This is a genomic window from Sphingomonadaceae bacterium OTU29LAMAA1 (assembly GCA_024072375.1).
Classification (GTDB): domain Bacteria; phylum Pseudomonadota; class Alphaproteobacteria; order Sphingomonadales; family Sphingomonadaceae; genus Sphingomonas.
On sequence record CP099616.1, the window covers coordinates 43,915 to 67,381 of the forward strand.

24 protein-coding genes and 2 pseudogenes are annotated in these 23,467 nt (G+C 66.5%); 15 read left to right on the top strand and 11 right to left on the bottom strand.

Annotated elements, in window-relative coordinates:
• Positions 1 to 103: 103 nt before the first annotated feature.
• From NF699_00195 to NF699_00210, 4 genes are all read left to right on the top strand, one after another.
• Positions 104 to 1,135, top strand: a complete 1,032-nt coding sequence (locus NF699_00195) for a tyrosine-type recombinase/integrase (GenBank protein ID USU03351.1) — start codon at positions 104 to 106, stop codon at positions 1,133 to 1,135.
• Positions 1,136 to 1,321: 186 nt separating this feature from the next.
• Entirely contained in the window at positions 1,322 to 2,212 is an 891-nt protein-coding gene (locus tag NF699_00200; GenBank protein ID USU03352.1) for a phosphatase PAP2 family protein, read from the top strand.
• On the top strand, positions 2,209 to 3,906 hold the full coding sequence (locus NF699_00205; protein ID USU03353.1) for a hypothetical protein: 1,698 nt from the start codon (positions 2,209 to 2,211) through the stop codon (positions 3,904 to 3,906). The genes NF699_00200 and NF699_00205 overlap by 4 nt, the downstream gene beginning before the upstream one ends.
• Positions 3,907 to 3,988: 82 nt before the next feature.
• Positions 3,989 to 5,098: an acyltransferase gene (locus tag NF699_00210; protein USU03354.1), complete on the top strand. Its 1,110-nt coding sequence runs from the start codon at positions 3,989 to 3,991 to the stop codon at positions 5,096 to 5,098.
• A gap of 37 nt (positions 5,099 to 5,135) precedes the next feature.
• Here NF699_00210 and NF699_00215 read toward each other — a convergent pair whose 3' ends face one another.
• From NF699_00215 to NF699_00240, 6 genes are all read right to left on the bottom strand, one after another.
• A complete protein-coding gene (locus NF699_00215) occupies positions 5,136 to 6,602 on the bottom strand; it encodes a UbiA family prenyltransferase (GenBank protein USU03355.1) in 1,467 nt (488 codons plus the stop codon).
• A complete protein-coding gene (locus NF699_00220; protein ID USU03356.1) occupies positions 6,599 to 7,678 on the bottom strand; it encodes a hypothetical protein in 1,080 nt (359 codons plus the stop codon). The genes NF699_00215 and NF699_00220 overlap by 4 nt, the downstream gene beginning before the upstream one ends.
• Positions 7,679 to 7,791: 113 nt before the next feature.
• Positions 7,792 to 9,348, bottom strand: coding sequence for a hypothetical protein (locus NF699_00225; GenBank protein ID USU03357.1), 1,557 nt, complete (start codon positions 9,346 to 9,348; stop codon positions 7,792 to 7,794).
• Positions 9,349 to 9,698: 350 nt separating this feature from the next.
• Positions 9,699 to 10,169 carry a hypothetical protein gene (locus NF699_00230; protein ID USU03358.1) on the bottom strand — a complete coding sequence of 157 codons (471 nt, stop codon included), beginning with the start codon at positions 10,167 to 10,169 and terminating at the stop codon, positions 9,699 to 9,701.
• 21 nt (positions 10,170 to 10,190) lie between these two features.
• The gene (locus tag NF699_00235) at positions 10,191 to 10,514 is read right to left on the bottom strand and encodes a hypothetical protein (GenBank protein USU03359.1); all 324 of its coding nucleotides are present in this window, start codon (positions 10,512 to 10,514) and stop codon (positions 10,191 to 10,193) included.
• Positions 10,515 to 10,563: 49 nt separating this feature from the next.
• Positions 10,564 to 10,713: a hypothetical protein gene (locus tag NF699_00240; protein USU03360.1), complete on the bottom strand. Its 150-nt coding sequence runs from the start codon at positions 10,711 to 10,713 to the stop codon at positions 10,564 to 10,566.
• Positions 10,714 to 10,962: 249 nt separating this feature from the next.
• On the opposite strand from NF699_00240, the gene NF699_00245 reads away from it, so the two are divergent.
• From NF699_00245 to NF699_00265, 5 genes are all read left to right on the top strand, one after another.
• On the top strand, positions 10,963 to 11,100 hold the full coding sequence (locus NF699_00245) for a hypothetical protein (GenBank protein ID USU03361.1): 138 nt from the start codon (positions 10,963 to 10,965) through the stop codon (positions 11,098 to 11,100).
• Positions 11,100 to 11,471: a hypothetical protein gene (locus NF699_00250; protein ID USU03362.1), complete on the top strand. Its 372-nt coding sequence runs from the start codon at positions 11,100 to 11,102 to the stop codon at positions 11,469 to 11,471. Before NF699_00245 ends, NF699_00250 begins: the two co-directional genes overlap by 1 nt.
• Before the next feature lie 320 nt (positions 11,472 to 11,791).
• Complete coding sequence (locus NF699_00255; protein USU03363.1) at positions 11,792 to 12,298, top strand: TIGR02594 family protein; 507 nt, start codon at positions 11,792 to 11,794, stop codon at positions 12,296 to 12,298.
• Between the two features lie 60 nt (positions 12,299 to 12,358).
• The gene (locus tag NF699_00260) at positions 12,359 to 12,793 is read left to right on the top strand and encodes a DUF2384 domain-containing protein (GenBank protein USU03364.1); all 435 of its coding nucleotides are present in this window, start codon (positions 12,359 to 12,361) and stop codon (positions 12,791 to 12,793) included.
• A complete protein-coding gene (locus NF699_00265) occupies positions 12,790 to 13,281 on the top strand; it encodes an RES domain-containing protein (GenBank protein USU03365.1) in 492 nt (163 codons plus the stop codon). Before NF699_00260 ends, NF699_00265 begins: the two co-directional genes overlap by 4 nt.
• Here the strand turns inward: NF699_00265 and NF699_00270 are convergent.
• Positions 13,278 to 13,466, bottom strand: a pseudogene (locus NF699_00270) (hypothetical protein). The gene NF699_00265 and the pseudogene NF699_00270 sit on opposite strands and share 4 nt — an antisense overlap.
• A gap of 392 nt (positions 13,467 to 13,858) precedes the next feature.
• On the opposite strand from NF699_00270, the gene NF699_00275 reads away from it, so the two are divergent.
• From NF699_00275 to NF699_00300, 6 genes and pseudogenes are all read left to right on the top strand, one after another.
• Positions 13,859 to 14,440, top strand: a complete 582-nt coding sequence (locus tag NF699_00275; protein USU03366.1) for a hypothetical protein — start codon at positions 13,859 to 13,861, stop codon at positions 14,438 to 14,440.
• The gene (locus tag NF699_00280; protein USU03367.1) at positions 14,437 to 15,870 is read left to right on the top strand and encodes a relaxase/mobilization nuclease domain-containing protein; all 1,434 of its coding nucleotides are present in this window, start codon (positions 14,437 to 14,439) and stop codon (positions 15,868 to 15,870) included. Before NF699_00275 ends, NF699_00280 begins: the two co-directional genes overlap by 4 nt.
• A complete protein-coding gene (locus NF699_00285) occupies positions 15,867 to 16,139 on the top strand; it encodes a hypothetical protein (GenBank protein USU03368.1) in 273 nt (90 codons plus the stop codon). Before NF699_00280 ends, NF699_00285 begins: the two co-directional genes overlap by 4 nt.
• A pseudogene (locus NF699_00290) lies at positions 16,096 to 16,308 on the top strand (helix-turn-helix domain-containing protein). Before NF699_00285 ends, NF699_00290 begins: the two are co-directional and overlap by 44 nt.
• Positions 16,309 to 16,724: 416 nt before the next feature.
• Entirely contained in the window at positions 16,725 to 17,573 is an 849-nt protein-coding gene (locus NF699_00295; protein ID USU03369.1) for a replication initiator protein A, read from the top strand.
• A gap of 726 nt (positions 17,574 to 18,299) precedes the next feature.
• Positions 18,300 to 19,007 carry a helix-turn-helix domain-containing protein gene (locus NF699_00300; protein USU03370.1) on the top strand — a complete coding sequence of 236 codons (708 nt, stop codon included), beginning with the start codon at positions 18,300 to 18,302 and terminating at the stop codon, positions 19,005 to 19,007.
• A gap of 274 nt (positions 19,008 to 19,281) precedes the next feature.
• Here NF699_00300 and NF699_00305 read toward each other — a convergent pair whose 3' ends face one another.
• The 4 genes from NF699_00305 to NF699_00320 all read right to left on the bottom strand — a co-directional run bounded on the left by NF699_00305 (position 19,282) and on the right by NF699_00320 (position 23,427).
• Positions 19,282 to 20,445: a PQQ-dependent sugar dehydrogenase gene (locus NF699_00305; GenBank protein USU03371.1), complete on the bottom strand. Its 1,164-nt coding sequence runs from the start codon at positions 20,443 to 20,445 to the stop codon at positions 19,282 to 19,284.
• A gap of 117 nt (positions 20,446 to 20,562) precedes the next feature.
• On the bottom strand, positions 20,563 to 21,141 hold the full coding sequence (locus NF699_00310) for a hypothetical protein (GenBank protein USU03372.1): 579 nt from the start codon (positions 21,139 to 21,141) through the stop codon (positions 20,563 to 20,565).
• Positions 21,128 to 22,258: a LysM peptidoglycan-binding domain-containing protein gene (locus NF699_00315; GenBank protein USU03373.1), complete on the bottom strand. Its 1,131-nt coding sequence runs from the start codon at positions 22,256 to 22,258 to the stop codon at positions 21,128 to 21,130. Before NF699_00315 ends, NF699_00310 begins: the two co-directional genes overlap by 14 nt.
• Positions 22,259 to 22,440: 182 nt before the next feature.
• Positions 22,441 to 23,427 carry a sugar phosphate nucleotidyltransferase gene (locus NF699_00320; protein USU03374.1) on the bottom strand — a complete coding sequence of 329 codons (987 nt, stop codon included), beginning with the start codon at positions 23,425 to 23,427 and terminating at the stop codon, positions 22,441 to 22,443.
• Positions 23,428 to 23,467 lie beyond the last annotated feature (40 nt).

Sequence of the window (23,467 nt, forward strand, 5' to 3'; positions counted from 1 at the left end):
CGATCATCAATTCACTGACTGCGACGAAACCCCCCGTGTCCGATAACAATGATTCTCGGACATAGCGCTGGTTCTATGAAAACGGGCATGGCACACATCCGTCATGGCCGTTGATCCATCTTCTCCTGCGCTCACGATCCAGTCTGACGACACCACCGGTGTAACGTCACTGCCGACCGTCTCCGCGCAGCCAACGCTTCCCGCAATCCTCAACGACAAGACCGAGAGAGCCGCCGCCTACGCCAAATTGGCGCGGTCGGGGGCTACGCGGCGGGCGTATGGTTCTGACTGGGCTATTTTTACGGCGTGGTGTGCCGCGCATGGGCTGGGGGCGCTGCCGGCGACACCCGAAGTCGTCGCGGTGTTCGCGAGCGATCAGGCGACCGCCGGGCTCAACCCCTCGACGATCAACCGGCGGATCGCGGCGATCGGGCATCATCATCGCAGCAATGGCCATCCGGCACCGACGGCGATGCCGAGTGCCGGGCGGTTGGCCGAGGTGCTCGCCGGCATTCGGGCGGAGCATGGCGGCGCCAGGCGACAGAAGCGGCCCGCCGATGCCGCGGCGCTTCGCAACATGCTGGCGGCGATCGAGGGGGACGGCCTGCGCGCGATACGGGATCGGGCCATCCTGGCGATCGGCATGGCCGCCGCGCTGCGCCGGTCGGAGATCGTCGCGCTCGAGGTCGGCCATGTCGGCATCGTGCCCGAGGGACTGAGGCTGACGATCGCGCGATCGAAGACCGATCAGGTGCGACAAGGCGCGGTCATCGCCATTCCCGAAGGATCGCGGATCCGCCCCAAGGCGCTGCTTCTGGCGTGGATGGCAGCGGCCGGACATGCCGAAGGGCCGTTGTTCCGCCGACTGACGCGGACCGATCTGCTGACGCCCGCAGCGATGTCGGACCGGGCGATCGCGCGGCTGGTACAGCATCATGCCGGCGCGGCGGGGTACGACCCGGCCGAGTTCGCCGGACATTCGCTGCGGGCGGGCTTCCTGACCGAGGGCGCCGCGCAGGGGGCGACCATCTTCAAGCTGCAGGAAGTCAGCCGCCATAAATCGGTGCAGGTGCTGTCGGATTACGTCCGCAATGCCGAGCTGTTCAAGGACCACGCCGGCGAGCGCTTTTTGTGAGGTGATGCCGCCGGTGCCGGCATCCGCTACGGCGTCGATGGCGAAGTCGCCGGTCGACGTGTCGCACATCCCAACAGTCATACACGTAGATACGTCGACATGTAGGATTGTATGGGTATCGGCGTGTTGCCAACGCCGACGCCGCCCGTAAACGCAAATTTAGCTATGTTTCTGCATGCCGGGGCGATGAGACTGGCCCTCGTCCGTATGCCGTTCCGACCCAGGCGATCGGCCCTGGCCGTCGAGCCGCGGGCGTTCGGGGTGTACCTGCTGCTGGTCGCCGGCATCGCGGCGATCGGCGTGAGCGTCGTCGCGGGGCGCTTCGCCTGGTCGGGGGAGCTGCTGGATGGCGCGGGGCTGAAGCTCGGCGGGTTCGTGCTGCTGGCCTGGGTGCTGCGCGGCTATCGCTGGTCCGGACCCGCCGCGGCGCTGGAGGCGACATGCCTGATGCTGGCGATCTCGCTGGTCAGCCCGCTCTGCGCCGTCGTCGCCGCGACCGCGGCATGGCCGATCGCGGACCGGGCGCTGGCGGCAGCCGATGCCGCGCTGTTCTTCGGGTTCGACCGGCGGTCGTTCGTGACCGGTTTCGATCGCTGGCCGCTGCCGTTCGCCGCGACCAACTGGATCTACAACAGCATCATCGTCCAGCCGTTCGCGGTGATCCTGCTGCTGGTGGGGATCGACGACCAGCGACGCCTGTGGCGGTTCGTGCTGGCGTGGATCATCGCCGTCGCCGTCGCGATCGGCGTATCGGCACTGGTCCCGGCCTATGGCACACCGCCCTACGCATTAAAATTCATGGACATCCTGACCGGCGCGCGGGACGGGAGCCTGACCACGCTGGGCGTCGATGCGATTTCGGGGATCATCACCTTCCCCAGCTTCCATGCCGCGGGCGCGGTGATGCTGGCATGGGGCTGGTGGGGTGTTCCACGGCTACGGGTAGCGGGGCTGGTACTGAATGCGCTTATGATGGCATCGGCGCTGATCGTCGGCGGACATTATCTGGTGGATCTGGTCGCCGGGTCGCTCGTCGCGCTGGCGGCGATCGGCCTGTCCTGCCGGCTGGTCCGATGAGCGTCCGGCCGGGCCGCGATGCAGAGGCGTCGCCCCTGATGCGGCGCGCGCTGGTGACGGCGACGATGCTGCTGTGCCTCGCGTGGTTCTTTCGCGATGCGCTGGCGACCGGCCTGCACGTCCTGTACGGCGACAGCTACGACGGCGTGATCGAGGTCGCGATCCTCAACCACTGGTATCGCGTATTCGTCGAGGGGGCGGCGTGGGATGTCATGGGGTATTTCCACCCCTATCCGGCGACGCTCGGCTATAACGACACCTATATCCTGCCGGGCATCCCCTTCACGATCGCGCGGATCCTGGGGGCCGATCCATTCCTTGCCGCCTTTGCGTCGCATGTCGCGATGAAGGCGCTGGGGTTCGCCGGGATGTACGTGCTGCTGCGCCGCGGGATCGCCATCCGCCTGCCCCTCGCGCTCGCCGGCGCGGCGCTGTTCGCGACCGCCAACGTCTCGCTGCTCCACATGTACCATGGGCAATTGCTCAGCGTCGGGCTGCTGCCGTGGCTCGGCTTCCTCGCGCTGCGGGCCGTCGCCGCCTTGCGCGAGAATCGCCCGCGCGCGCTGGTCGCCTGCGGATGCGGCTTTGCATTGCTGTACGGTGCGACGGCCTTCAATGCCTTTTACGGACTGTGGTTCTTCTCGCTGTTCCTCGTCGTCTATGCGCCCGTCGCGCTGCTGCTGATGACGGCGGATGCCCGGCGCGCGCTGTTCGCGGGGATCGTGCGGCACTGGCGATCGCTGCTGATCTGCGCGCTGGCCGGCGTCGTCGCGCTGATCCCGGTGCTGCTGCTCTATCTGCCCAAGGTCGGCGCCGGTGCGCGGCATGCGTGGGAGGACGGCCCCCACCTCTATCTGCCGGGCATCATGACGCTGTTCAACGTCGGATCGGGCAATCTGGTCTGGGGTTCCCTGCCGGCCTGGCTGGGCAACGACATGCCGTTCCCGGGCGGCGAGACGCGCTTCGGTTTCCCGATCGGCATGATGGCGGTGACGCTGTTCGCGATGCTGTGGGCGGGGCGGGAGCGCCTGCGGAGCGGCATCGTGCTGCCGGTCGGGATCGCCATCGCGGTCATCGTCGCGCTCGCGCTGCGCTGGCCGGGCGATCATTCGGCGTGGTGGTACGTCTATTCCTGGGTGCCGGGTGCGTCCGCGATACGGGTGGTGCAGCGCTTGCTGCTGTTCGCATCGGTGGGCATCGTCGTCATCGTCGTCGTCTTCCTCGATCGTGCCCCGCGGCGCGGGTGGGTGACCGCGCTGATCCTCGCCGGGCTGTTCGTCGAGCAGGTGCAGCTCGCCGCGCCGCTGGCGCTCGATCGCGACGCGCAGATGCGGATGCTCGCCGATGTCGGCCCCCCGCCCCGCGCCTGCACCGCGTTCTTCGTCGTGGCGGCGCGGCCGGCGGACTATCCGCTGCTGGCCGAGGCGCGGGCGATCGACCTCGCCTGGGGCGGCGACGGCGGCGATCGCGGCGCGATGTTCTATCGCCACAATGTCGATGCGATGCTGCTGGCGAGCTATTACGGCCGGCCGACGATCAACGGCTATTCGTCGTTCAACCCGCCCGACTGGCGGCTGTCCTACCCGGATGCCCCCGATTACCTGCACCGCGTCCGGACCTATGCCGGCCGGCACCGGCTGACCGGCCTGTGCGGGCTGGATGTCCGCCGGCAGCAGCGGTGGTTCGCGCCGTAGCGCGCGATCCGTCCCGGGACCTGGGCGCGGGTGCGATCGACCGCGTAGCCAAATGTTAGAAATTACAGTCTATTTTCGCTAGATGACAGGCGGTCCAGCGAGCATCGGTATGCCTGTATCCGGCGGTGCCGAATGCGGTGTCGGATGCAGCATCGGTACGCCGTCGCGAAGGATGACCAGCCTCGACGGATTGCGTGGCATCGCGGCGATCGCGGTGGTGATGCATCATGCGAAGGTCGCGCCGCTCGATTGTCCCAATGCCTATCTGGCGGTGGATTTCTTTTTTCTGCTGAGCGGCTTCGTCATGGGCCGGTCGTATGATGCGACATTGCGATCCGGGGTTGCGGCCACCGGTTTCACCTGGCTGCGCATCCAGCGCCTCTATCCGATGCTGTTCATCGGCGGCTGCCTTGGCTGGTATATGTTTCCGAGCACCGGTGCGGATGGCTATTTCGGGCCGGTGGTGCCGTTCAGCCTGTCAAAGGCGCTGATATCGCAGTTCCTGCTGGTCCCGTTCCTGGTGACCCAGACACAATATCCCTTCAACGGGCCGCAATGGTCGATCCTGTTCGAGATCATCGCCAACCATATCCACGCGCTGTTCGGACCGGTGCTGACCGACATGGTGCTGATGGGCATAGTCCTGACCAGCCTGGGTATCCTCGTTTTCACCTGCCAGCGTTTCGGCACGATCGATTTCGGCTGGGGCCTGGACAACGTCCTGCGCGGGTTGCCGCGGGTGACATTCGGCTATTTCGCCGGCGTGCTGCTGTTTCGATACGAAGGCGCGTGGGCGGCGAGGACGGGGCGCTACCCATTCTGGTTCGTGGCGGGCGCGGTCGCCCTCGCGCTGGCAATGCCGCATCTATCGGGATTTCGGTATCAGGACATCGCCTGTCTGGTGATCGTATTTCCGGTGGTGCTGGGACTGGGGCGCAACGCTTATGGCTGCGACCGGATCGCTGCGAAGCTGGGCACGATATCCTACCCGCTATACGCGCTGCACATGCCGCTGCTGGCCGGCTTCGAGCTGTTCTACAGCCTGAAACAGGAGGGCCCGGCACTGGGACTCGTCACGCTCGCGCTGGCTCTGGCCGGGTGCGTCTGTGTGGCCTGGGCTGCCGGTCACTGGATAGACGAACCGTTGAACGCCCTTCGCCGTCGCAAGGTCGTGCGATCGTCCCTGCGCTGAGCCGCCCGGGACAGCAATACGGTTCAGGGTGTCAGGTTCAGGGCGTCAGGATCAGGCCGGGTGGCATCGTCGTGTGGCTCGCCGCCAGCATCACGATGGCGCAGGCGGCGAAGAGGATCAGGCTGTTGGGATCGCGCATCGTGAAGATCACCGGATCGTCGTGCATCGCCCCGCGATGCGTCAGCAGCAGCATCCGCCCCAGCCAGTAGAGCAGCAGCGGCACTATCAACCAGAGCAGGGCGGGGTTCGAATACAGCCCCCGGACGTCGGCTTGCGTCACGTAGAGCGCGAAGATGATGACCGCGGCGAAGCTGGACGACGAGGCGAGCGTGCGGATCACCGGCAGATCGTCGCGGCGATAGCCACGACCGGCGATCGGACCATCGCCGGCGATGCGGCGATCGCCCAGTTCGGCGCAGCGCTTGATCGCGGCGAGTGCGAGGAAGACGAACATCGAAAAGCCGAGCATCCACGGCGACAGCGGGATGCCGGTCGCGACCCCGCCGGCGATGATCCGCATCGAATAGAGCGTCGCGAGCACGAACAGGTCGGCCAGCGCGACGCGCTTCCAGTAGAAGGAATAGGTCACCGTCAGCAGCGTATAGCCGCCCAGCGCGACGGCGAATCCGGCCGGCAGCGCCATCGTGGTGATCGCCGCGCCGGCAAGCAGCAGCGCGAACGCCGCCAGCCCCTGCGTCACCGACAGGTCGCCCGCCGCGAACGGCCGCCGACACTTGCGCGGATGGGCGCGATCGGCCGCGATATCGAGCATGTCGTTGAGCAGATAGGTCGCCGAGGCCAGCAGCGAGAAGCCGACCATCGCCAGGATCGTCGCGAGCAGCGCGCCGGGTTCGGTCACGCGGTGCGCGGCGACGAGCGGGGCGAAGACCAGCAGGTTCTTGAGCCATTGATGCGGCCGCATCGCGCGCGACAGGCTGGCGGCGAAGCGGCCGGTATCGGGGAAATCCCCGGCCGAGACGCGGTCGTCGTCGAGCGCGATGCGCGTGCCGCGTCCCGCGCGCAGGGCGTGGCGCGCCTGCCGCCAGACGGTCCGATCGACGCGGGCATCGCCGACGTAGTCGTAACCGTCCGGGTGGAGGCCGGCGAGCAGTGCGGCCTTGTCCGCGCCCTTGAGGTTGACGGGACCGGAGGCGTGGACGGCATCGAACAGGCCGAGGTGCTGCGCGACTGCCTCCGCCCACGGCCGCGGCGAGGCGGTGACGAGATGGACCGGCCGCCCCGCGGCGCGTTCGCGGGCGATATGGTCGACGAGGTCGGCGCGATAGGGCAGTGCCGCCGCGTCGAACGTCGCATGGCGGGCGACATAGTCCTTCAGCGCCAGCCGGCCGCGCGTCAGCGTCGCCGCCATCGCGAACAGCCGCAGCGGTGCGGCCTTGGCGACCTGAAGCATGGCTTCGTGCAGCAGGTCGCAGCGGACCAGCGTATGGTCGAGATCGACGCATAACGGGACGCGGTGCGCGCGCAGGATATCGCTGTGGATCATGCACCCGTCCTCACGGGATACGCCTTTGCCGGACCGGCTGCGTCATCCGGTCGCATCCCCTGCCCCTGCCCCTCCGCCTGCCGGATCGCGATGGCGATCAGCAGCAGCAGCGTCGGGAACAGCATGCTGAGATTGCGCGCCTCGCCCGCGGCGCAGAACAGCAGGAACAGCGGCAGGTTGACCGCCGCGGCGATCCGGGCGTGCGCGCGCCAGACGGCGGGGAGCGGCGCCCAGCCGGTGTAGACGAGGCCGGCGATCGCGCCGAGGCTGACGATGCCCAGCGCATGCGGCAGCGGCAGTCCATAGGTCCAGTCGGGCAGCAACCAGTCGACCGGCCGCGTGAAGAAGCGCCACTGGTCCCAGAGGTGGAATTCGGTCGCGCCCCCGCCCCGCCCGGCGAAGCGGACCCGCTGCCATGCATAGACGATCCCCGCGACGGTTGCGGCCGCACCGATGGACAGCGTCGCGAACCGGCGCGACCGCTCCTCCCGGAGCAGCGGCCATGCGGTCAGCGTGAAGAAGAGGACGCTTTCCTTGTTCCAGGCGCCGATCGCGGCGATCAGCAGCATCGCCGGCCACGATCCCCGCCGCGCGGCGACGAGGAACAGGCAGAAGAAGGCGGTTTCGGCGAAATCGTACCAATAGCCGCCCTGCGCCTGGATCATCGGGAACAGCAGCACGATCGCGGCGCTGGCGGCGTAGGCGACGAGGGCGGAAAAGCCGCTGCCCCGCAACAGGTGATAGCCCGATCCGAGCAGCAGCAGCAGGCTTGCGAAGGTCAGGGCGTAGACGATCCGGAAGCGGTCGGCATAATACGGGTCGGTTGCGGGGGGCTGCGTCGTCGACGGTTTGGAAGCGGATGGCAACGGCGCGACCGCATCGGCGATATCGACGAACAGGCGGCGATAGGCGAAGGGTCGTTCGGCGGTCCCATCGAAATGTCCTTGCAACGACAGCCAGGCGTCGTCGCGGAATCCCCATTTCTGCATGTAGCCGCTGAAGCTGGCGCCCGCGATCGCGCAGGAGAGCAGGAGCAGTGCGACCAGACGGATCGCCTTCAGCGTCGAGCCGCTCACCATCTGTTCCCCGGGGCGTCCTCTGGCCGATCCTGATCGCCACGACGTAGGACGGCAGCGACTTATAAATCGTAAACGGCGCGGTAATCGTGTTTTCCGGATGGGTGCGGCCTTTAGAATCCCATCCGGGCGAGGACGCGGTTGAGCCGGAACGGCGAACCCTGCGTCGCGGTGCAGCCCCCGGGGCGGGCGTAGAGGCACATGCCGATGACGTCGCTCGCCGGTTCGCAGCGGATCGTGCGATAGCCCGGCGGGGGCGAGCCGGTTCGGGGGACCGAGCTGACGATGCGGTTGAAGCCCGCCTGATGGCGCGTCACGCTCTGCCACGGGGTGGCGCCCGGTGCGGCGGGATCGGCGAACCAGAACAGCCCTATCGGAATGCCCGGCCGCAGCGCGGCGGTGCCCGGGATATCGGCGTAGCTGGTGCCGTAGACGAGCGCGACGCCGCAGGTCCGGGGATCGTCGCGGAGCAGGGCGAAGACGCGCGATCCCGGCCCGCCCTGCCGGCGATGCGCCTGCGCAAGCGGACCGAACGCGAGTAGCAGCGAGGCGATGCCCCACGCCGCGACGACCGCCAGGCGCAGGCGCGGCCGGGTCCCCTCTCCCCAGCGGGCGACGGCGGAATCGACGATGTCGCTCCAGCCGATCGCCGACAGGATGACGATCGTCACCACCGCCAGATAGATGAAGCGATATTCCTTGTGCCCGATCAGCATGTGCACGGCGATCGTCACCGCCGCGGCCGCGAGCAGCGGCGGGCAGGCGCGCCAGCCGAAGCGCAGGCCGATGACGAGCGGGATCGCCCAGACGATCCAGATCTGCAGCAGCCAGGTGAGATAGGTGAGTGGCGGCGAGACGCCATATCGCGCCGCGACGCCGCTGACGATGTTCTGGCGGACGTTCTCGACGATCCAGGCGAAGGGGCGCGCGCCGTTCGCGATGTCGATACCGGCGCCGATGGCGGCCATCACCAGCGCTCCGCCGATCAATGCGCCCCAGTTGCGCCATGCCACCCGTTCCGCGCGCCACGGCCACCAGCCGGCGAGGACGAGCGTGGCGGCGGCCGGTGCGTAATGCGGGCGCATCAGCACCGCGAACGTCAGCAGCGCCCCCGCGATCGCCGCGCCGCGCCGGGTCGGCCGGGCGGCGGTGACCAGCACCGCGGCGGGCAGGAAGGCGGCGGTCGCAGCCGGCTCGGCGAGCGTCTGCACCCCGAAATAGACGCATTCGAACCAGCTCGCCGCGACGAAGCCGGCGAGCAGCCCGGCATAGGGCGACCGGCGACAGCCTAGCCGCCACGCCGACCAGACGATCGACAGCGACGCGGCGCCCATCGCCAGCCGTGGCAGGGCGACCGGCCACGGCCCCGCCGGCCCCAGCGCCTCGCCCAGCGCCATCGGCGGCACCAGCAGCATCGGCAGCAGCCAGCTGCGCATGCCGACGCGCCATTCCCACGTCACCGCACCGTCGCCGGTCAGGATCCGGTGCGCGGGCTCGAGATATTGGTAGATCGCGTCCGGATGATGAAAGCCCGGCTGGAACGCCGCGATCGTCCGCAGCAATGCCGCGAGCAGCAACAGCCACGGCAAGGGTTGTGCGACGAGGGGCTGCGCGGTGAAGCGCCGCCATGCGCGGGCGGGCGATGCGGGTCGCACGGGGCTGGAAGTCATGCGGCGGGCATACCGGGACAGGGGACGGGAGATGCGTCTTACATCAGCGCCGCCCGGAAGCCCGGCGGAAATCGCACGGCGTCGCCAGCGATCATCCTGTATGCAGGTCTAGATGTTGATGTGTATACACGTCGACGGCGGTTTCCGGTCAGAACCCGGTGCGGATCACCCGCCACCAGCGCCTGATCCGCTGCCACACACTCTCCCGCGCCGACCGCTCGCCGCGGGGACGATCGATCGGGCGGCGCACACGCTTGCTGTTCGGACGCCTGGCCATGGCGCGGGTATAGGACAGTAGCGTTCACACAGGCTGAACCGGACGAATGATCCGTCCCCGTACGCCGTTCGTGCTATCGCATATCCGGATCGGTGCCCGAACGCGTGGTGGCCTGCGGTTTCGGTCGGGGCGTCGGGGCCTTGTTCGTACGGGAAGCGGGCGATGGCGCGATGGCACCGCCCTCCCCCTTTGCCGCTGCACGCTGACCGGCGCCATCCGGCGAGGATACAAGCGCGTCGTCGTCGCCCCTGCTTTCACGGCTCGCATCCGCCAGGGCGTTTTGCGTCGTGGACAGCTGCTGGCGAAGCAGGTCGGTTTCCACCGTGGCGGGATCGGCTTTCAATTCGGCGACTTCGCGTTCCAGAACGGCGATGCGCTTCAATGCGACATCCAGCCGGACGTCCGCGTCGATGCGGGCGACATCGCGGGCGGCTTCGGTATTGCCCCTGGCGACGGACGGATCGGACGATCGCGGCGCGTCGTTGCAGGCCAATGCCAGCATCGGCAACATCAGCACAGCCCGGGTGCGGTATCGGATCGTCATGATGCGGGGGAAAACGGCGGATTAACGCTGATCGTCTTCGGCCTGCGGAACCGGCTCGATCGTCCGTGGGGCGCTTCTCGACCCGTCGTCGGTCGGCGCCACCAGCGCCTGCGTCGCATCGACATTGGGAACGCGATAGCGCTCGATCCGCGTCGACAGCCGGCCGTTCACCCGATTATCGATCCGGGTGCCGAGCCGCCGGTTCGTCTCTGCGGCATCCTCGACGGCCTTTCCGGTCAAACGGGCGCCATAGGCCTCCCGAACGCTCGATCGCGTCGTCGCCGTCTGTGCCGAGGCGGATGCGGACAGGGCGAGGCATGCCATGCCGAGGATAAGACGCTTCATCTGTCCCCTATAGCGGATCGCGCGCCGCTTGCCACAACATGGCCGCCCGTTACGCGAAATCCCCCAGCTTGGCCGCCTCGTCCTCGACCTCGGCGTCGGGGGTGTCGTCGTCCATTGGGGGCTGTTCGGGATGGGTGACGGCGTCGGCCGGCGTGGCGGGCAGATCGGTGTCGGGGCTGGTGCCGGGATCGTCGGACATGAAGCACTCCTGTGGATTTCGCGGTCTGCAATTCCATGGCGGTGAACGCGTGTGCGGGCGGATCGGGTGCCGATCTGCCGGGAGAGCCGTTGAGGGCGTTCCAGCGAGAGGACGCGACATGCCCGACCCCACACATCCGAGCGACGCCGACGACGATGACGCCGACGAGGGCACGCCGCAGGAGGATCTCGAGGCGGAAGATCTGGAGGGGTTCGTCAAGGACCCGCACGAGCAATGACAGGAGCGCATATGGCCGACCCGGACAATCCCGAACCCGTCGAAAGCCCCGACAGCGCGCCGCTGGGACCCGAGACCGAGGCGGACGTGCACGAGCGGACCACCCACGATGTCGATCCGGACGACATGTTCGATCCGCTCGGTACGTAATGCGCAGGCGTCGTGCGTGGATCGTTGCGGCACTCTGCCTCGCCGGATGCAGCGCACCGCAGGCGATCGAGGGACCGGTGAGGATCGGCCAGATGGCCTATGTCGGCGGGCCGCGGGTGATGCCCGAGCGGGTGATCGAGGACAGCCGCTGCCCGGTGCGCACCACCTGCGTCTGGGCGGGCCGCGTCGTGCTGCGCGCGACGATATATGGCGGCGCGTGGTCGAAGCCGATGGACCTGATCCTCGGCGTCCCGGTCGATGTCGCCGATGGCAAGCTGACGCTCGTCGCGGTGACGCCCGCGCGTGACGCCGGCCGGTCGGCGCGCGACGCATCGTCGCGCTTCGCCTTCGCGTTCCAGGGCGGCTATTAGTGGACAGCGGTGTGCGTCGCCGGCCCGAGCGGATGCGTAGGCTTCGTCCTGACGCGGGCGTGGCCATGACGCGGGTCGGCGGTTAGGGACGCCGCTATGGAAAATCGTCCCATCGTGCGCCGGATCATCCTGGTCATGATCGTCTTTCTCGGCGTGGCGATGGCGGGGATGCTCGCGCTCGGCATCGCGCTTTATCGCACCTGACCGGCCGTCGTCGGGCGGCCGGACCGCTCGACCGGATTGCGGGCGGGTCGGCGCTGCGCCACAGGGTGCCGGGCCAAAGGGTGCCGGGCCACAGGGTGCCGGACGGGAGACGTGACGTGGCGAAGGATCCTGCATGGCTGCGCGCCGCCCGCGGGCGACTGGGCACGCGCGAGGCGGCGGGGACGGCGAACAACGCCACCATCCTCGGCTGGGCGAAGCGGCTCGGCACCCGCGTGCTCGGCATGATCTACAATGCCGACAGCGTGCCGTGGTGCGGCGTGTTCGTCGCGTCCTGTCTGGCGGAGGACGGGATCGCGGCCGCGCCGATCGCGGTGCGGGCGATGTCCTGGGCGGACTGGGGGCTGGCGCTGCGCCCCGAGCGGCTCGCGCCGGGCGCGGTGCTGGTGTTCGAGCGGCCGGGCGGCGGCCATGTCGGTTTCTATGTCGGCGAGGATGCCGCGGCCTATCACGTCCTCGGCGGCAATCAGGGCGATGCGGTCACCATCGCGCGCATCGCCAAGGGCCGCTGTATCGCGCGACGCTGGCCCGCGGACCGTCCGGTGATCGGCAAGCCGGTGCAGATCGCCGCCAAGGGCAAGCCGATATCGCGGGATGAGGCGTGAGCGAGCGTGCGAAGTACCAGATGAGGCTTATTTCAGGTTCATCTGGGACGGAGGTACGTCATGGCGACGCACATGGCATCGATCGAGACGCTGCTGGGTGTCGCCGCGGGGCAGCTGGCATCGCGGCTGGCGCTGGCCTATTCGATCGAGGGCGGGTTGCCGGTGGCGGCGCTCGACCGGCTGGCCGACAGCGTCGCCCCCGATGATCCGCGCTTCAAGTTCCGGCTGATCCCCAAGGCGACGCTGGAGCGCCGGCGCAAGTCGACCTCGCAGCGGCTGACCAGCGAGGAAGGCGACCGGCTGGCGCGGCTCGCCAAGGTGTTCAACTTCGCGCTCGATATCTATCGAGCGCCCGAAAAGGCGCGCGAATTCCTCGGCCGCCCGCACCCGATGCTCGACGGCAAGCCGCCGCTCGACGTGGCGCTGGCGACGGGGCCGGGTGCGGACCTCGTCATCAATCTGTTGGGACGGGCGGCCTACGGCGGGGGCGCATGACGGCGCGCGCGACCGGTCGCAAGACCGACCGCGTTCTCACCTGTTTCCGCATCGCCGATCCCGAGGGCGCACACCCGATCTACGACAGCGAGGGCGCACGCCTCTATCCCGGCCGCTGGAACACGCCGGCGAGCCCGGTGATCTACACGTCCGAACATTATTCGACCGCGATGCTGGAGAAACTGGACCACGCCAACAGCGTGCTGCCGCCCAACCAGCATTACATCCGCATCACCATTCCCAACGGCACCAGCTACGAGATATTCCGCACGGCCGCGCACCCCGGCTGGGACGGCAAGGACGAAGGCATCTGCAAGGCGTTCGGCGCCGCATGGCACGAGGAGGAACGCAGCGCGCTGCTGCTGGTGCCGTCGATCCCGGCGCGGCTGGAGCGCAACATCCTGATCAACCCGCGCCACCCGGACGCGGCACCGATCACTTGGGATCTGCCCGAACTGGTGTGGTGGGACGAGCGGCTTTACGGCTAAGGGATCGTGCTCACCCGCACCTGCAAATGCTTACGTGAGCTGCTGCCGGTTTGGCTGCTGCCGTAGGTGTTTGGTCCCGTTGATTGGTGGTGCGGGTTGACGGTGAAGCGCTGGGGATCGTCGGCCCAGGCTTTGCAGATGAACTCGTATGGTGTGAGGCCGCGCAGCGTCCCGAGCCGTCTGCTCCGCCGCCTTTGCCTGTTCGTCCAGATGAGCGAGTTCCGCTTTTAGAGCTTCCCGCCGAGCCTCGATTGTTGCGAGATCGACGACGTTTCTTGATCGGGCCATTCCTCGAATCCGGTTCCAATAGAGAGCGACTACCACGGTGCAGGCAGTGCAGGAGATGGCAGGGCGGTATGACTGATCGTGCAAATGCATTGCGCCGGGACCACAAGACCGAAGGCTACTTGTGGCAAGCACACAGTCAATCATTTATCACCTCCGCGTTTGGAGTGATTTAGCTCCAAAGGGGTCGTTGTTTCATGAGGATAGGCAATTACTAGGGATGGCAGGATATGCCTCACGGCACCAATGTTTAACATTGGCTTGTGGGGCGCCGCTGCACGGGGCTTGTGAGATGAATGTAGGCCTGCGGTTGAAGGACGAGTTGGTCGCCGAGATCGATCGCGTTGCTGCGGCGAATGGGCAGACCCGAAGTCGCTGGATGGCGACCGCCTTGGCCAATGCCGTGCTGGCTCCAGAGAACGATGACATTCCGGTGATGCCTGTTCAGGGGAGGGGGAATCCTGACGACAACATCCGGGTGACCGTGCGGCTCGGGAGGAGCGAGATCGAAGGTATCGACACCGTGTCTGCGCCAATGAGGATGACGCGAAACGAGTGGGTCAAACGCACGCTTCGCTGGCAGCTCTGGGACAAGGCGGGCGTGCTGAGGCTGGCTCCGGCCACCCAGGCTGAGATCATCAAATTGCGCAAGCAGGTGCTTCTGATCGGCCGGAACATCAACCAGGCGGTTCATGCGATGAACGCAGCGAACCAGCCCGAAAGCTCGCTCGACATCGACCGCATCGCCGATCCCTTCATCGAGAAATGTGAGGAACTGAAGACGCTGCTGTTTACGACCCGGCTCGCGCTCTCGGCCGCGATCGGGGCAGAGGTCGGGTACTGGACCGAAACCTACCGAGGTTCAGCAGCGTGAGCTTCCGCTTCTCTTCCGGAACGATGGACTCGATGGCGGGCGTCTTCGCACCGCCCAAGAAATATCGCCTTGGGACTGGAGGTGGCAACGCGAAGGGCCCGAAAATCGGGGGCACGATGCTCGGCCTTGCCGTCGCGTCGATGTTTCCGAAGGCCGCATCCTCGCCGACCACGTCGCGTCCCAGTGCGCAGGCGAAACATGCTTTCGGGGGCGGATCGCAGGCCCGTATGAGCGGCCGGGCGATCATGGCTACGGATCGCACATCGCGTCGCGTCCCCGAGGTCATGGTGCGGATCACGGGGCGCCAGCATGGCGGCGGACACGTCATGGCCAACTTCGCCTACATCAGCCGCCTGGGTCACGGTTCCGACGAGGAACTCGGGCTTGAAACCAGCGAGGGCGTCGTGCTGCATGACGGACGCGACATGCAGATTCTCGCTAAGGATTGGCATGACTTCGAGATGGACGGGGACGCGAGACGCAAGGGTGCGACGTCCATTTCGATGATCCTCTCGATGCCGACGGGGACCGATCCGGAGCGTTTGAAAGCGGCGGCCCTGGACTTCGCACGCGAGGAGTTTGCGAACCGGTCGTGGGTTGCCGGTCTTCATGTCGATCGCGATCATCCCCACGTTCACATCACGATCGCGCGTCGTGATCTCGACGGGCGCCGCTTCCATCCGGACCGGGATGATCTATTTCGATGGCGGCAGCGCTTCGCCGAGAAGCTCCGCGAGCGAGGCATTGAGGCCAACGCCACGCCGACCAGAGCGCGCGGGATCGACCCCGCGCATGAGCACATCGCGGTACGCAAGATGCGCGACAAAGGGCAGGTTCCGCGGATTGATGCGAGCCGCGCCGAACGTGCCCGGCGCCTTCGCGACCAGGGTATTCCCGACCCGGTCGAGGCCGCTCTTGCAAGTCGGCAGGCAACAGTTCGTGCGACCTATATGCGATCCGTCGCGGAGCTATCGGCTTCGCCCTCCCTTGCCGATCAGGTGGTCGCACAGAGCCTCGAACGTTTCGTCGCAGCATTGCCGCCGCCCGAGCCCAACTCCGCTCGGGCAATGCGTGCTGCTTCACCGTCCCGCACGCGCGGCGCGATTGTCGATGCTCGAACGCGCCCCGCTGTTGCGGATCCCGGGCCCGATCCGATCGCCGCAGCATTGGAACGTTCTCGCGTCATGCGGGGCAAGCTCGAGGCCAAACGATTTCTCCAGGAGAGTCCCGACCGGACCGAAGACACACCGCATGAACGCCGCCCTTCGAGGGTATCCGAGCGCCTTCGCTCGCTTATGGACAAGGCCGAACGGCAGGCCACAGTACCTTCGTTAAGCAAGCCGGAGGAGGTCCTTCGCGAGATAATGGATCGCGATCGCTCAACTCGCGACCACGCGCGTTCGCCGGACAGGAGTGGGCCAGAACGATGAGCACGGACCAGGTAAGTGCTGCCCTCGCCGGCGTTCTGGACGCGTTGACGCTCGTGCAGGAGCAGCTCGATGCGCTGGCCGCGAGCAGCCAGCGCATCGAGGCGACGCACAAAGAGATCGTCAACAGGCTCGACACGATCGATGCGGGCCACGCTGCGGTGACGGATTTGACGCCGATCCTCGAGATGATTCTATTATGCGTCTTAGCTATGGCGGGAGGCGTGCATGGTTGGTCGTCAGGCGGACGTGCTGATATTGAGTGCGGCTGATCGCGCGTTCCTGGAATCGCAGGTGCGGCGTCACAAGGCGCCGCGCTCGTTATCGGACCGCTGCCGGATGGTATTGCTGTGCGCGGATGGGCTGCAGAGCAAGGAGGTTGCCGAGCGCCTCGGGGTTCACGAGCATACGGTGGGCAAGTGGCGGCGTCGCTTTGCCCAAGCCGCCGACGACATCCTCGCATCAGTCAAACGCTTCTGCCAAAAAACAATGAGCCGAACTTCAGATTCAGGTGACTAGCGCGGCGGCCGTGCTTTTGGTGCTCCACAGCCTCCAACAGTTTTCCGTGTCAAAGCACGAATTATCGGAAGCCGCTTGGCGACCGATGCAAATCCGAGCCCGTTTTCCGCGTCAAAGCAGGTACAATGTGAGGAGCAGCGACCCAAAAGCACCAGGACTCGCCATGTTCGGGCAACAGCGCCAGGGTCCGTGTTAATTCTCGTGCTTTCACACGGATAACCCCATCGCGAACGCGCAATGGCTGGACAACCCCGCATCGTTCTTCACAATCTGGTGCTCCGCTCGGATGCAAGATGGGCATGTCCAGAATCTCGATCAAACAAGACGACCTCTTTCCGTTGGACAGCCCCTTGTACGGGGATGTCCAGGGCGAGCGCACGGTTGCCGAATTTCCCTTCTTCTCGCTGTCGAAGAAGGCGCAGATGACGCCGATGGTCTTCGAGAGCGGCGATGCCCGTATCGAGATCAATCCCAGCAAGACCGGCGTGGCGACGATCTACGACAAGGAGATCCTGCTCTATATCGCCAGCCTGATGGCGGATCGCATGGAGGCGGGCGATGTCGTCGATCGCGTCTGGAGCTTTACCGCCAACGATCTGTTCCGCGTCACCGGCACCAATGCGTCGGCGCGCTCCTATAGTTCTTTGAAGGCGTCGCTGAACCGGCTGCAGGGCACGCAGATCATCACCAACATCGAAACGGGTGGCGAGGGATCGGACAGCGCCTTTTCGTGGCTGCTGAAGGCCGACATCAAATATGTGAAGCTTCCCAACGGCGAACGCCGGGTCAAGCGGATCGAGGTGATGGTGTGCGACTGGCTGCACCGTGCCATCCTGACCGATCGTCGCATCGCCGCCTATCATCTCGACTTCTTCAAGCTCGCACCGATCGAACGCCGGCTGTACGAGCTCGCCAAGTTCAACTGTGGTGACAGCGGCGGTTTCGAGGTCGATCTCAACGTGTTGGCCGAACGCGTCGGCTGCGCTTCGGACAAGCGCGGACTCGAATATTTCAAGAAGCAGCTGAGGGATGTCGCCGAGCAGGATTCGCTGCCCGAATATGTCGTCACGCTGGCTGAAGAGAAGATCCCCTCACCGCGCGGGGGGCGTCCGCGGATCAAGACCGTCGTCTCGCTCAGGGCGCGGCAGGATGCACCGGAACAGACGATACTCCCCAGTCCTCAGTGACCTAGGGTTTTCCGTGTGAAAGCACGAGAAACATCCTTTTGCGTGTTGTACCACTACCAACCGGGTGACAGGCGTCCGTCTATAGGTCGGCATCAGGCAGATCGCACCGCGATCTCGACCGACGAGCGAGCACGCCGGAGGTTTTCCGTGTGATCACACGAATCTGTGTCGGGTTTTCCCGGTGAACACACGATTCACATCGCTTGAGGGAATTCTAACGGTCGGCAATCGTGGCCTGCCCGAATCGGGAACCGGTGCGCCCTCGCCCGCAGCTGCGGACGGAAGCGATCGATGGTGGTTCGGGCTCGCCCTATGGCGCGGAAAGAATTCGGATCGATGTCGCTCCCCCGACCGGGTCGACGCCGGCACGGCCATTCATTTCCGCCCGCGGTCGCAGGCCGGGGGTGATGGAGGTGCAAACGGGGACGGTCATGATCGGATAAAGAAAACCCGGCTCGAAAGCCGGGCATTCAGTTAGCTGTACTCTGGCACACGCCTGCAAGCGTGCGCGATCGCCCACAACGGTCCGTCAGATAGTCGTTTTCGGCAGCTTCCGCAAGAATGCGCGTTTCGCGCCACGGATAGTCTTTGCCCGTTCGGTGACCCTAAAATCGGGGACGAATGATGGCGGCGATAACGGTTGGGGCGGCCTCGCTCCAGGCGCTGGGAGCTTTGCGCCCAGGACGAAAGGCACGATCCGGAGCGACGCATCGCACCGGCGCGCCCGTGCTGCGCGACAGTGTCGAGGCGGGAACGTTCGAGGAGGTCTTCTTCGCGACCCCGGCCAAGGGGGAAACCGACATCATCCTGCGTGCCGCTCGTCGCGCGCTCGACGCCGGCAGACGGTTGCGGCGCGACGCGCGGGTCGAGAAACGATCCCTGACAGGTTTGGAAAAGCAGCTGGCCGCCCTGACGAGCGGCGCGGTCCGCGTTCTGGAGGAGATCCTGACGCTCGCCCGGCTGAATGCCGGGCGCGTCTACCCGACCTACGACTATCTCGCCGAGGCGACGAGCCTGGGGCGTGCAACCATCGCGCGCGCGCTGCATGTCCTGGATGCGATCGGCTTTATCGTCCGGCAACGCCGGTTTAAGCGTGTCGAGGCGCAGGGCCCCGGGCCGCGCTACGAGCAGACGTCGAACGTCTATCGTGCGTACCTCCCCGCCGGCCTTCTACGCTATCTGCCGCGCTGGATGCGCCCGGCGCCGGTACCCGACGACATGATGCAGCGCGAGGCAGACCGGGTCGAGGACACCCGGACGATGCTGGCAGGCCTTGGATGCCGCGACCTTGCCCGTGCTGTGATCGCGAATGGCCCACTCGCCAAGATCCTTGCTAAGCTCGGGGCTGCCATAGATGATCGTGAGCGCGAGTATCATGATGATCCGCAACCGCTCATGGATTCACATAATCCGAACTCAAAAGAGTTGGCTTAACCAGCCAACGCACTCCCGCCTGACGGCGAAAAAAGAACAAACGTACCGAAACACACAGCCGATAAAGCCAAAACAAAAGTCAGGAGTGCCGGCTACGCCGTCACATGCTTCCGAAAGAAGCAGGCGGTTTTCGTTGGGTGAAAATACGCCTTTTGCCGTCGTGGATCGGTCGGAATTAGGGTGAGGTCAGCGCCGATTTCTGTCCCTGCCGGGCTCGCAACGCTGGAATATAGCAATAGAGGACCGTGTTGATCTCTATGCCGCCCTAACGTGGCTATCGCGGCGTCAGTGCTACCAAGGCGCCGCCATCGCCGTCGCGTAGCGCCCAGAGCGAACCGTTCGGGCCCTCCTCCACCTCGCGGATGCGATTGCCGAGGCCGATGCGTGCGACCTCGCTGGCGCCGTTGCCGGTCACGCGGACGCGGACGATGCCCTGCTGCGTCAGGCCGGCGAGCAGGAAGTCGCCGGTCCAGCCCGCAAAGGCGGTGCCGCGATACTGGATCATGCCGCCCGGCGCGATCACCGGCGTCCAGCTGACCAGCGGTGCGGTGAAGGCGGTGTTGGTGGCGTGGCGCGGGATGCGCGATCCGTCGTAATTGTCGCCCTCCGACACGCGCGGCCAGCCATAGTTGCGGCCCGCCTCGATCAGGTTGAATTCGTCGCCCCCCGCCGGTCCCATCTCCGAGGCGAACAGCCGGCCATCGCTGGCGAAGACGAGGCCATAGGGATTGCGGTGGCCGAGCGACCAGATCTCCGGTCTGGCATTGGCGGTGATGGCGAAGGGATTACCCGCCGCGGCGCTGCCGTCGAGATTGATGCGGACGATCTTGCCCAGCGTTCCCGACAGGTCCTGCGCGGGCGTCCCCTGCTGCCGCTCGCCGCTGCTGACGAACAGCGTCCGTCCGTCGGGCGCGAAGGCGAGCCGTGCGCCGAGCTGACCGCCGGTCGTCGCCGGCGTCGCGCGCCAGATGACCGTTACGTCGTCGAGCCGCGGCGTCGCGCTCGTATTCAGCGTCGCGCGGGCGACCGCGAGCTGCTGTCCGCCGGTCGCCGGCTCGGCATAGCTGATCCAGATGCGCGCATTGGTCGCGAAACCGGGATCGAGCACGACGTCCTGCAATCCCAATTGCCCCGAATAGGTGACGCGCGGCACGTTCGCGACCGGCGTCTTCACGCCCGCCTGCGTCACCAGCTGCAACCGGCCCGGCTTTTCGGTAACGAGCAGGCGGCCGTCGGGCAGGAATACCATCGCCCAGGGATTGTCGAAGCTCGCGACGACGCGCTGGTCGACGGCGGTGACCGGCGGGGTCGGCGATGCGGTGGCGGTCGGCGACGGCGTGGGTGTCGGTGCCGGACCCGTCGATCCGCCGCCATCGTCGTCGCCGCAACCGGCCAGGGCGATCGCCGCGGCAAGGGGCAGGATCAGGGCAGTCCGCATGACGCTACGCTCCCACATTCCCGGCATGCACATCGCAGGGTCACGGGATCAACGCGCGATCGGAACGGAGGATGCGGTGAAACGGGGTAAACGCGGCGTCGAGGACGTGGGCGATCGTCAGTCGGCGACGGACACCTCGTAGCTCGTCCCCGTCGTGCCGACCGGATAGACCGATGCGGACGCCGGACCGCCGACGTAGAGCACCTTGCCGCCGGGCATTCGCTCGACGAACGTGCGATCGGCATCCTCCAGCCGTTCCCACCGGCCCAGCTGCTCCAGTTCGCGGCGATCCATCATCTTCGCGGTGACCCCGGCGCAGGGTTCCTCCCAGAAGATGCTCTCGGGCTCGCGGCCGCCGTAGACGAAGCTCACCTCGCACACCTTGCCGTCGCTCAGCGTCCTGTCCTTCGTGCCGATCACGCGCGAGGCGGTCTGCGCGGCGTCGGCTATGGGTGCCGGTGCCGGTGCCGGTGCCGGTGCGCCGGTCGGCTGCCGGGCGACGACCGGCGCTTCCACCGGTGCGACGGCGTTCGCGGAGGGGCTCACGACGTCGGTCGTGGCGGCTGCATTGTCCTCCGGCACCGAAGCCGCGCCCGAACAGGCCGACAAGGAACCGAGGCACAGGGCCGCCGCGACGCAGGCGCCGCGCCAGCCGATACGGCGATCGATATGGCGACCGGCGTCAGTCCGGGTCATATTCGACGTGCAGGTGATTGTTGCTCGCATTGGGAAACACCTCGAACTCGACATCATATCGCGACCCCAGCCCGGCGCGGACCGCATCGCGTAACGCCCGACCTTGCACAACGGTGATGTTGTTGCCGCGAAAATCGAGCGCCTTGTCCGCATAATGCAACGATCCGCGCTTGTGACGGCTGTCGTTGCCCGACGTGATCACCGGTGGCGGCAGGTCCTGCTGGCGGGCGACCGTCGCGACCGTGCGGATCGCCGCTTCCATCGCGGGATCGAGCTGGCCCAGCTTCACGCTCTGGTTCTTGACCGAGACGCCGTTGGCCGCCGCGATCGCATTGCCGTCGACGCGCCGCCCGTTCATCGGGACGGGCGCGCTCGTCGGTGCGATGTCGGGGAGATCGACCAGGAAATGTCCGGGGCGATGACGCTGGAGTTCGGGCACGGTGCCATGATGATGGATGGCGTTGCCCCGCCCCAGCCGGGGTCCGTCCAGCGCATTGATCCACGCCAGGTTCTTCGCGTCGGAATATTGCGGGTTGGCGTAGTTGAGGTGCGATCCGACGCTCGATCCGCGTCCTGCCGCCCGTTCGGCCAGATAGGCATCGACCAGCTGGTCGACCCGCCGGCTGATCGAACTCACCGGCAATTGCGCGACCGAGCGGCGCCCCTTGCGGCGGGAGATCGGCCCGTTGATGTCGGAGAACTGGTTGGTGGCGTTGACCACGTCGGCGACGGTGCGGCCCCACCGTTGCGAGGCGGTGCGGTTGAGGATCGTGTCGATGATCCCGTAGGCCTGATCCGCGCCGGCCGACTGCACCCATTCGGTCTGGAGCGTCTTCTTGATGTTGAGCACATCCGTCGCGGTCAGCGACAGGCGCCCGCCGCTCAGCCGCGTCACGGCCGCGCCCGGCGTTCCCGGGACGGTGGCCGGTGCGATCCGGGCAGCCGGCCGCGCGCGCGCGGTGGAGGCGATGGCCAACCGCTGACCGACATGGATCAGGTTGATGTTACGGATGCCATTGTTCTGCGCGAGGGTACGGATGCTGACGCCATAGCGGTGCGCGATGCGCGACAGCGTTTCGTTCGGTCGAACGATATGGATGCACCGAGACTGGGTCATGCCACGGCTTCCGGCAAGCACTGCGTAACGTCGGACATCTGCACGACTCCACTTTGCGTGGGTGACGATAACCGTTTGAACGACCGGCACAACCTTCCGTTCATGCACCGCGAGGTAAGTCATGCCGGTGCCTGCAACTTTTTGGTAAAACGCCGAAGCGCCGTCAAAGATAGGCGCCGTTATCAGGCGCCCTTCATCGCCTCGATCAGCTTCTTTACCTCCTGGCTGCGCCCCCGCGGCAGGATCAGCACGTCGTTGCCGCTCGCGACGACGATCAGGTCGCTGACCCCCACCGCTGCGACACGGATGCCATCCGATCGGATCAGGCAGTCGCGCACGTCGATCGCCAGTACCTCGCCGCGGTTCGCGTTGCCGTCGCCATCCCGGTCGCTGATCGTGTGCAGCGCGTCCCAGCTGCCGACGTCGCTCCAGCCCATGTCGACCGGCACCACCGCGACGCGCTCCGCTTTCTCCATCACCGCATAGTCGATCGAATCCGACGGCGACGTGCGGAAGGCTTCGGCATCTGGATAGATTCTTGCACCCTCACGTCGGGCCTTCGCCATCGCGTCTTGCGCCGCGGTCAGGATGCCCGGCGCGTGGGCGGCCAACTCACCGAGAAAGATGTCGGCGCGGAACAGGAAGATGCCTCCGTTCCAAGCGTAATCGCCAGATGCCAGCATCTCCTCGGCGCGTTCGCGGGTCGGCTTTTCGACGAAGCGAACGACGCGGTGCACGCCAGAGGACAGCGGCTCGCCGATCTTGATCCAGCCATAGCCCGTCTCCGGCGCATCCGGTGCGATCCCGAACGTCACCAGCCAGCCTTCCGCCACCAGCGGCATCGCGGCTTCGATCGCCGCATGGAAGGCGGCGACATCGGCGATGACGTGGTCCGACGGCATCACCAGCAGCGCATCCTCGCTCTGGGCGGCAAGCGCGGCGAGGGCGATGGCGGGTGCGGTATTGCGAGCAACGGGTTCCAGGATCACTGCCTGTGGTGCCGATCTGACCGCCTTCAGCTGATCGTCGATATGATCCGCATGTCGGGCATTGGCCACCACGATCGGCGTCGCGAAGGCCTCGCCGTGCGCCCGCTTCGCCGTCAATTGCAGCATCGTCTCTTCAGCAGTCAGCGCGAGCAATTGCTTTGGCATTTCCGGGCGGGACATCGGCCACAGGCGGGTACCTGACCCTCCGGAAAGGATCACA

What these genes read in the sequence shown, in the direction of transcription:
- NF699_00195 (USU03351.1), top strand. Translation starts at nt 104, where the DNA reads ATGGCCGTTGATCCATCTTCTCCTGCGCTCACGATCCAGTCTGACGAC.
- NF699_00200 (USU03352.1), top strand. Translation starts at nt 1,322, where the DNA reads ATGAGACTGGCCCTCGTCCGTATGCCGTTCCGACCCAGGCGATCGGCC.
- NF699_00205 (USU03353.1), top strand. Translation starts at nt 2,209, where the DNA reads ATGAGCGTCCGGCCGGGCCGCGATGCAGAGGCGTCGCCCCTGATGCGG.
- NF699_00210 (USU03354.1), top strand. Translation starts at nt 3,989, where the DNA reads ATGACAGGCGGTCCAGCGAGCATCGGTATGCCTGTATCCGGCGGTGCC.
- NF699_00215 (USU03355.1), bottom strand. Translation starts at nt 6,602, where the DNA reads ATGATCCACAGCGATATCCTGCGCGCGCACCGCGTCCCGTTATGCGTC.
- NF699_00225 (USU03357.1), bottom strand. Translation starts at nt 9,348, where the DNA reads ATGACTTCCAGCCCCGTGCGACCCGCATCGCCCGCCCGCGCATGGCGG.
- NF699_00230 (USU03358.1), bottom strand. Translation starts at nt 10,169, where the DNA reads ATGACGATCCGATACCGCACCCGGGCTGTGCTGATGTTGCCGATGCTG.
- NF699_00235 (USU03359.1), bottom strand. Translation starts at nt 10,514, where the DNA reads ATGAAGCGTCTTATCCTCGGCATGGCATGCCTCGCCCTGTCCGCATCC.
- NF699_00240 (USU03360.1), bottom strand. Translation starts at nt 10,713, where the DNA reads ATGTCCGACGATCCCGGCACCAGCCCCGACACCGATCTGCCCGCCACG.
- NF699_00245 (USU03361.1), top strand. Translation starts at nt 10,963, where the DNA reads ATGGCCGACCCGGACAATCCCGAACCCGTCGAAAGCCCCGACAGCGCG.
- NF699_00250 (USU03362.1), top strand. Translation starts at nt 11,100, where the DNA reads ATGCGCAGGCGTCGTGCGTGGATCGTTGCGGCACTCTGCCTCGCCGGA.
- NF699_00260 (USU03364.1), top strand. Translation starts at nt 12,359, where the DNA reads ATGGCGACGCACATGGCATCGATCGAGACGCTGCTGGGTGTCGCCGCG.
- NF699_00265 (USU03365.1), top strand. Translation starts at nt 12,790, where the DNA reads ATGACGGCGCGCGCGACCGGTCGCAAGACCGACCGCGTTCTCACCTGT.
- NF699_00275 (USU03366.1), top strand. Translation starts at nt 13,859, where the DNA reads ATGAATGTAGGCCTGCGGTTGAAGGACGAGTTGGTCGCCGAGATCGAT.
- NF699_00285 (USU03368.1), top strand. Translation starts at nt 15,867, where the DNA reads ATGAGCACGGACCAGGTAAGTGCTGCCCTCGCCGGCGTTCTGGACGCG.
- NF699_00305 (USU03371.1), bottom strand. Translation starts at nt 20,445, where the DNA reads ATGCGGACTGCCCTGATCCTGCCCCTTGCCGCGGCGATCGCCCTGGCC.
- NF699_00310 (USU03372.1), bottom strand. Translation starts at nt 21,141, where the DNA reads ATGACCCGGACTGACGCCGGTCGCCATATCGATCGCCGTATCGGCTGG.
- NF699_00315 (USU03373.1), bottom strand. Translation starts at nt 22,258, where the DNA reads ATGACCCAGTCTCGGTGCATCCATATCGTTCGACCGAACGAAACGCTG.
- NF699_00320 (USU03374.1), bottom strand. Translation starts at nt 23,427, where the DNA reads ATGTCCCGCCCGGAAATGCCAAAGCAATTGCTCGCGCTGACTGCTGAA.